Origin of the sequence: Streptomyces sp. NPDC088387, from assembly GCF_044753385.1 — a bacterium.
GTDB lineage: Bacteria > Actinomycetota > Actinomycetes > Streptomycetales > Streptomycetaceae > Streptomyces.
This window is the reverse complement of sequence record NZ_JBIVNC010000004.1, coordinates 677485-683761: the sequence shown is the minus strand read 5'-3', so window position 1 is coordinate 683761 and position 6277 is coordinate 677485. Positions and strand designations below refer to the sequence as shown.

Here is a 6277-nt window from a genome sequence, read left to right as displayed (position 1 = left end):
CGCGGCTGGGGTTGGTGGGGGTGGCTCTGCGGGGCGTTGCGCTGCCCGGCGCGTCGGGGTGCCGCCGCGCCCACCCGTGCCGCCCCAGCGGCACAGTTGCCCGCGGCTGGGTGGGTTGTGGGGGCGCGGGTGCCGCGGCTGGGGTTGGTGGGGGTGGCTCTGCGGGGCGTTGCGCTGCCCGGCGCGTCGGGGTGCCGCCGCGCCCACCCGTGCCGCCCCAGCGGCACAGCTGCGCGCGGCTGGGTGGGTTGTGGGGGCGCGGGTGCCGTGGGGGTGGTGCTGCGCCGCGCCAGCGGCGGGGGGTTGTTTTTAGGGGCGCGGGGAACTGCGCGAACGGCCCCCACTCGGCCGCAGCCGCACGATTGCCCGTCCCCGTCCGGGGTGTGAGGGCAGTAAGAAGGGGCCTGTGAGGGGCTTGCTCGAGGTGTGGAGGCGTGGGGTTTTGTCACACTGGGGGCGTGGCAGCGACTGTTCTCCTCGCCGAAGACGACCGCGCGATCCGGCACGCGCTGGAACGCGCCCTCACCCTGGAGGGCTACCGGGTCACCGCCGTCGCCGACGGCGTCGAGGCGCTGGCCAGCGCCCACCGCACCCCACCCGACGTCCTCGTCCTCGACGTGATGATGCCTGGCATCGACGGACTCCAGGTCTGCCGCGTACTGCGTGCCGAGGGCGACCGCACCCCGATCCTGATGCTGACCGCACTGGTCGAGACCCAGGACCGTATCGCCGGACTCGACGCCGGCGCCGACGACTACGTCGTCAAGCCCTTCGACGTGGAAGAGGTGTTCGCCCGGCTCAGGGCTCTGCTGCGGCGTACCGGCAATGGCACTCCCACGGAGCCGCGTGAGGTGGCCGAGCGGCCGTCTCCCGCCGAGCGGCAGCTCACCGCCGCCGGGCTCCGGATGGACCCCCAGGCCCGCCGTGCCTGGCGCGGAGACCGCGAGCTGGAACTGACCCGCACCGAGTTCGAGCTGCTGGAACTGCTCGTCCGCAACGAGGGCATCGTCCTCGACCACTCGATGATCTACGACCGTATCTGGGGCTACGACTTCGGCCCCGGCTCCAAGAACCTCGCCGTCTACGTCGGCTACCTGCGCCGCAAACTCGACGACCCGGGCGCGCCGCAGCTGATCCACACGGTCCGCGGGGTGGGTTACGTACTGCGGGAGGACTGAGTGGCCCTCGGCCGCGCGGGCCGGCTGCTCGCCCGGCGCCGGCTCCGCCTGGTGTCGCTGCGCACCACGTTCGCGGTGTCGTTCGCCGCGGTCACCGCGGCCGTCACCGTCCTCGTCGGGATCCTCTCCTACGGTGCCGCCGCCCGGCTCGTCCGCGTGGACCAGCAGTCGGTGTTCAACGAGGTCGTCCAGGATCTCCAGGGCGAGGTCCGCGAGCAGGTGATGGACCCGGAGGACTTCTCCTCCTCCGCGCCCGGCCACGATCTGGTCCGGCCCGCCCGTACGGACGTGCAGGTGCTCGGCCCGGACGGCAGCGTCGTCGACAAGGGCAGCCCCGGGCTCCCGGTGACCGACGGCGACCGGGAGATCGCCACCGCCCCGAAGGCCGGGCAGCTCGCCGTGCACGAGGAGGTCGACGTCGGCAACGACGTGTACCGCATCGCCACGGTCGCCCTCGGCGGCGGACGGGGCGCGGTGCAGGTCGCGCAGGAGTTCAGTGACACCGAGGACCTGCTGCGGGCGCTTCAGCAGCGGACGCTGCTGCTGATGGCGGCGGTGGTGGTCGGCGCGGGGCTGTTCGGCTGGTGGCTGGCGCGGCGGATCACCCGCCGGCTGGTGATCCTCACCGGTGCCGCGGAGGCCGTCGCCCGGACCCGGCGGCTCGGTATCGACGTGCCCGTCGCCGGCAACGACGAGGTGGGGCGGCTGGGGCGGGCCTTCGACCGGATGCTCGGCCGGCTCGCCCAGTCGGAGGAGGACCAGCGGCGGCTGGTGCAGGACGCGGGGCATGAGCTGCGTACGCCGTTGACGTCCCTGCGGACGAACATCTCGCTGCTGCGGCGGATCGACGAGCTGCCGCCCGAGGCCCGTGAGGAGCTGGTCGCCGACCTCGGGCAGGAGGCGCGTGAACTGACCGACCTCGTCAACGAGTTGGTCGACCTCGCGGCCGGGCAGTCCGACACCGAGCCGGTGCAGCGGGTGGATGTCGCCGAGCTCGCGGAGGATGTGGCGGGGGCGGCGCGGCGGCGTACGGGGCGGCGGGTGCTTGTGCGGGCGGGTGGGGACACCACGACCGAGGGGCGGGCGCAGATGCTGACGCGGGCGTTGACGAATCTGGTGGAGAACGCGGCGAAGTTCGATCGTGGGGGGAGTGAGCCGATCGAGATCTCCGTGGCTGGGCCTGCGCGGCGTGGGGCGATCAAGGTGGAGGTGCTTGATCGGGGGCCCGGGATTACTGAGGGGGATTTGTTGCGGGTGTTTGATCGGTTTTATCGGGCGCCGGATGCTCGGGCGTTGCCGGGGTCTGGGTTGGGGCTTTCTATTGTGCGGGAGGTTGCGATTGCGCATGGGGGGGCGCCGTTTGCGTATCGGCGGGAGGGGGGTGGGTCGGTTATTGGGTTCACCGTCGGTGGGGTGGGGCCTGCGGTCGGCTAGCGGAATTGGGTGCGGGTCGGTGGGGGGTTTTGCGCAGGTCCCCGCGCCCCTGAGAAGCCGTTCGGCTGCGGGCCCGGTGGGGGCTGGTCGCGCAGTTCCCCGCGCCCCTTAGAGGCGGCTTCGCCGCCATGGTGGTGGGGGCTGGTCGTGCCCGCGCGGCGGAGCCGCATATCGATACGGTCCCGCGTCCCTGAGAGGCGGCTTCGCCGCCATGGTGGTGGGGGCTGGTCGCGCCCGCGCGGCGGAGCCGCATATCGATATGGTCCCGCGCCCCTTAGAGGCGGCTTCGCCGCCATCGTGGTGGGGGCTCGGTACCGCCTTGTGTGCCTGGAAGCTTTCTATGGCGGGGTGGGGGTGAAGTGGGTTAGTTCTTTGCCCTGGGTGTTGTAGAGGGTGATTTTGTTGATGGTCAGGGTTTTGTGGAGGGGGAGGGCTGTGTACCAGGCGCCCCAGGTTGGGGTGCCGGGGAGGTGGATTGTTGATGCGGTTTGCTTGCCGGTGTTGGTGGTTACGACGATTCTGACGTCCTTTGTGGGTGTGGCGTAGGTGCCCGAGAGGAAGTAGTGGTTGCCCAGGGTTTCCATTGTTGCGCCGATGCTTGTGGTGCTCGGGGCGCTTTGGAACTGGTGGTCCATTTCCGGGGTGGACCAGTGTTTGCCCTCCTTGGTGAGCCAGAGTTCGACGCCCGCGCCGGCCGCGATCCGCTCACCCGGTGCCACCACCCGCACGGTGTCCAAGGGGGGCGGGGGCGTCGCGACCCCGGTCCGTTCCGTGGGGGTGGGTTCGGGGAGGGTCGCGCGGACGCCGGTCACGGCGAGGGGGGTCAGGAGCAGGGCGCAGGCGAGGGTCAGGGTTGTGGTGCGGCGGCGTTGTCTCGCCCGGCCTGTGCGTTCGATGGCCGCCAGCGGGGCGGGGGACGGGGTGATGGCCTGCGCCGCCTCGGTGAACGCCGCGCGCAGTTGCTCGGCCTCGGAAGTCCGGGACATCAGCGCTTCGCCTCCTGGAGGGTGAGGTGGGGATGGGCGCGCAGGGCCTCCAGCCCGCGCCGGGCATGTGTCTTGACGGTCCCGACCGAGCAGTTGAGCACCTCGGCGATCTCCTGCTCGGTCAGGTCCTCCCAGTAGCGCAGCACCACCACGGCACGCTGGCGCGCGGACAGCGCCGCGAGCGCCTGGACGAGTACCGCACTGCGCTCGACCGCCTCCGCGTGCCCACCGTGCGACCGGTGCACCGACTCCGGCAGGAACGGCATCAGCAGGTGCGCTATCCGTCTTTTGCGCACCCGGCTGATGTTGTTGTTCACCAGTGCCCGGCGCACGTAGGCGTTGATCTCGTCGCGCGGGATCCTGCGCCACCGCGCGTACACCTTGGCCAGCGTGGTCTGGACGAGGTCCTCGGCCTCGTGGAAGTCGCCGGTGAGCATATGAGCCGTCCGCACCAGGCGGGGCCAGGCCGCGGTGGCGAACTCGGTGAAGTCGGCCTGGCTCTCGTGCGTCACGACAACCGATCCTTCGAGGGGAGGGAGGGGAGAGGAGGAAGGGGAGGGGCTACGGGTGGCTCGGTGTGAACGTCGTGATCTTGTTTCCCTGCCTGTCGTAGAGCGTGATCTTGTTGATCGTCAGGGTGTCGTGGAGGGGGACGTCCGTGTACCAGACGCCCCAGCCCGGGTTGCCGGGCAGGCGGATCGCCGACGCGGTGACCCTGCCGTCGCTGGTGTTCACGACCACCCGGACCGCCTTCTGCCCGGTGACGTAGATGCCCGAGAGGAAGTAGCGGTCGCCCAGCGTCTCCATCGTCACGCCGATGCCGGGGGTGTTCAGGTCGATGTTGCCGTCGGTCACGCTCCGGAACTGGTGGTCCATCTCCGGCGTCGACCAGTGCTTGCCCTCCCCGGTCAGCCAGAGTTCCACGCCCGCCCCGGCCACGACCTGCTCACCCGGTGCCACCACCCGTACCTCGGTGGAGGGGGTTTGGGTCTGGGTGTGCGTGGTGGGCGGCGCCGGGTGTGATGCCACCGCGTGGGCCGTCGTCGGGGTCGCCGTCAGGGCTGCCGCGAGCAGTACGGCCGCCAAGGACTTCTTCGTTGCTGTCGTCCGGGTCATGGGTCTGGGGCTCCTTGTGGGTCGTTGCGAGCAGTGGACAGGGGGAGGGCGCCTCTCCACCCCTCGTAACCCCGTCCACCCCCGGTCCGGATGACACGGTTCCCCAGGTTTCCCCTAGCGTGCCCCTGGGGGAGTCGGCGGGAATGGCCCCGTCACCCCCGGCGGCGGCCGAATGCGGGCCGTCTCCCAAAGGAGTCGGGAATGGGTGCGGTTGACGCCGCCTTGAGGAAAAGCGCGGGCCGGGATCGTAGACCTCAGGAAGTCGGATGAAGATACGCGTCGATCTGCTCACCAAGGAGTATCCGCCGGAGATCTACGGCGGCGCCGGAGTCCATGTCGCGGAACTCGCGAGAGAAATGCGGGAATTGGTCGACCTGCGCGTGCGCTGTTTCGGCGCGCCGCGGGACGAGGGCGGTGTGTTCGCCTATCAGGAGCCGCGGTTGGGCGAGGGCGCCAATCCCGCACTGCTCACCCTCGGCGCCAATGTGGCCATGGCCGCCGGATGCGCGGGCGCCGAACTGGTACACAGCCACACCTGGTACGCCAACGCAGCCGGGGAACTCGCCAGGACGCTGTACGGGATTCCGCACGTCGTCACCACCCACAGCCTGGAGCCGCTGCGGCCCTGGAAGGCCGAGCAACTGGGCGGCGGATACGCGTTGTCCTCGCGGGTCGAGCGGACCGCGCTGGAGAACGCGGACGCCGTCGTCGCCGTGTCCGGGGCCATGCGGGACGACGTACTGCGTGTGTACCCGGCTGTCGACCCGGCGCGCGTGCACGTCGTGCACAACGGCATCGACACCTCCGTACACGGGCCCGACTCCGGCACCGACGCCCTGCTGCGGCACGGCGTCGACCCCGGGCGCCCCATCGTGCTCTTCGTCGGCCGCGTCACCCGGCAGAAGGGTCTGCCCCAACTCCTGCGCGCCGCCTTCGACATCGACCCGGGCGCGCAGCTCGTGCTGTGCTGCGGACAGGCCGACACCCCGGAGATCGCCGCCGAGACCGCCGTACTCGCCGACGAACTGCGCGACCGGCGTGGCGGTGTGGTGCGGATCGACGGCATGCTCGACGCCCGGTCGCTGCGGCAACTGCTCACCCACGCCTCCGTGTTCGTCTGCCCGTCCCTCTACGAGCCGATGGGCATCGTCAACCTGGAGGCCATGGCGTGCGGTACGGCGGTCGTGGCCACCGCCACCGGCGGGATACCGGAGGTCGTGGTCGACGGCGAGACCGGGCTGCTCGTGCCGATCGAGCAGGAGCGGGACGGCACCGGGACACCGCTGGACGAGAAGCGGTTCGCCGCCGATCTCGCCGCCGCCGTCAACCGGCTGCTCGCCGAACCCGAGTCGGCGCGGGCCATGGGCGCGGCCGGACGGGCCCGGGCCGAGCGGCGGTTCGGCTGGGACCTGGCCGCCAAGCGGGTGCACGAGGTCTACCAGGAGGTGCTGGCCCGGCGCTGACCGCGCGGGGCGTGGCGGCCCTGGCCGGATGAGTTCGTACGGACTGCCCCGACCTCAGGGAGTCCGTTCGAACTCTTTGACCTGCCCACCGGGGCGGCCG

At 71.2% G+C, this 6277-nt stretch carries 6 protein-coding genes; 3 read left to right on the top strand and 3 right to left on the bottom strand.

What is annotated here, in order from left to right; genetic code table 11:
• Positions 1 to 458: 458 nt before the first annotated feature.
• Together ACIQAC_RS14650 and ACIQAC_RS14645 are read left to right on the top strand one after the other, a co-directional pair.
• Positions 459 to 1178, top strand: coding sequence for a response regulator transcription factor (locus ACIQAC_RS14650; protein WP_402190552.1), 720 nt, complete (start codon positions 459 to 461; stop codon positions 1176 to 1178).
• Entirely contained in the window at positions 1179 to 2612 is a 1434-nt protein-coding gene (locus ACIQAC_RS14645) for an ATP-binding protein (RefSeq protein ID WP_402190550.1), read from the top strand.
• Positions 2613 to 2950: 338 nt separating this feature from the next.
• On the opposite strand, the gene ACIQAC_RS14640 is transcribed toward ACIQAC_RS14645, so the two are convergent.
• From ACIQAC_RS14640 to ACIQAC_RS14630, 3 genes are read right to left on the bottom strand one after another with little or no spacing between them, the layout of a single operon-like run.
• Positions 2951 to 3598, bottom strand: a complete 648-nt coding sequence (locus tag ACIQAC_RS14640) for a hypothetical protein (protein WP_402190548.1) — start codon at positions 3596 to 3598, stop codon at positions 2951 to 2953.
• Entirely contained in the window at positions 3598 to 4110 is a 513-nt protein-coding gene (locus ACIQAC_RS14635; RefSeq protein WP_402190547.1) for a SigE family RNA polymerase sigma factor, read from the bottom strand. Before ACIQAC_RS14635 ends, ACIQAC_RS14640 begins: the two co-directional genes overlap by 1 nt.
• A 49-nt stretch (positions 4111 to 4159) precedes the next feature.
• Positions 4160 to 4714, bottom strand: coding sequence for a hypothetical protein (locus tag ACIQAC_RS14630; RefSeq protein ID WP_402190544.1), 555 nt, complete (start codon positions 4712 to 4714; stop codon positions 4160 to 4162).
• Positions 4715 to 4986: 272 nt separating this feature from the next.
• On the opposite strand from ACIQAC_RS14630, the gene glgA reads away from it, so the two are divergent.
• Positions 4987 to 6177 (top strand): glycogen synthase, encoded by a 1191-nt coding sequence (glgA, locus tag ACIQAC_RS14625; RefSeq protein ID WP_402190760.1) that lies wholly within the window; start codon positions 4987 to 4989, stop codon positions 6175 to 6177.
• Positions 6178 to 6277: the final 100 nt, after the last annotated feature.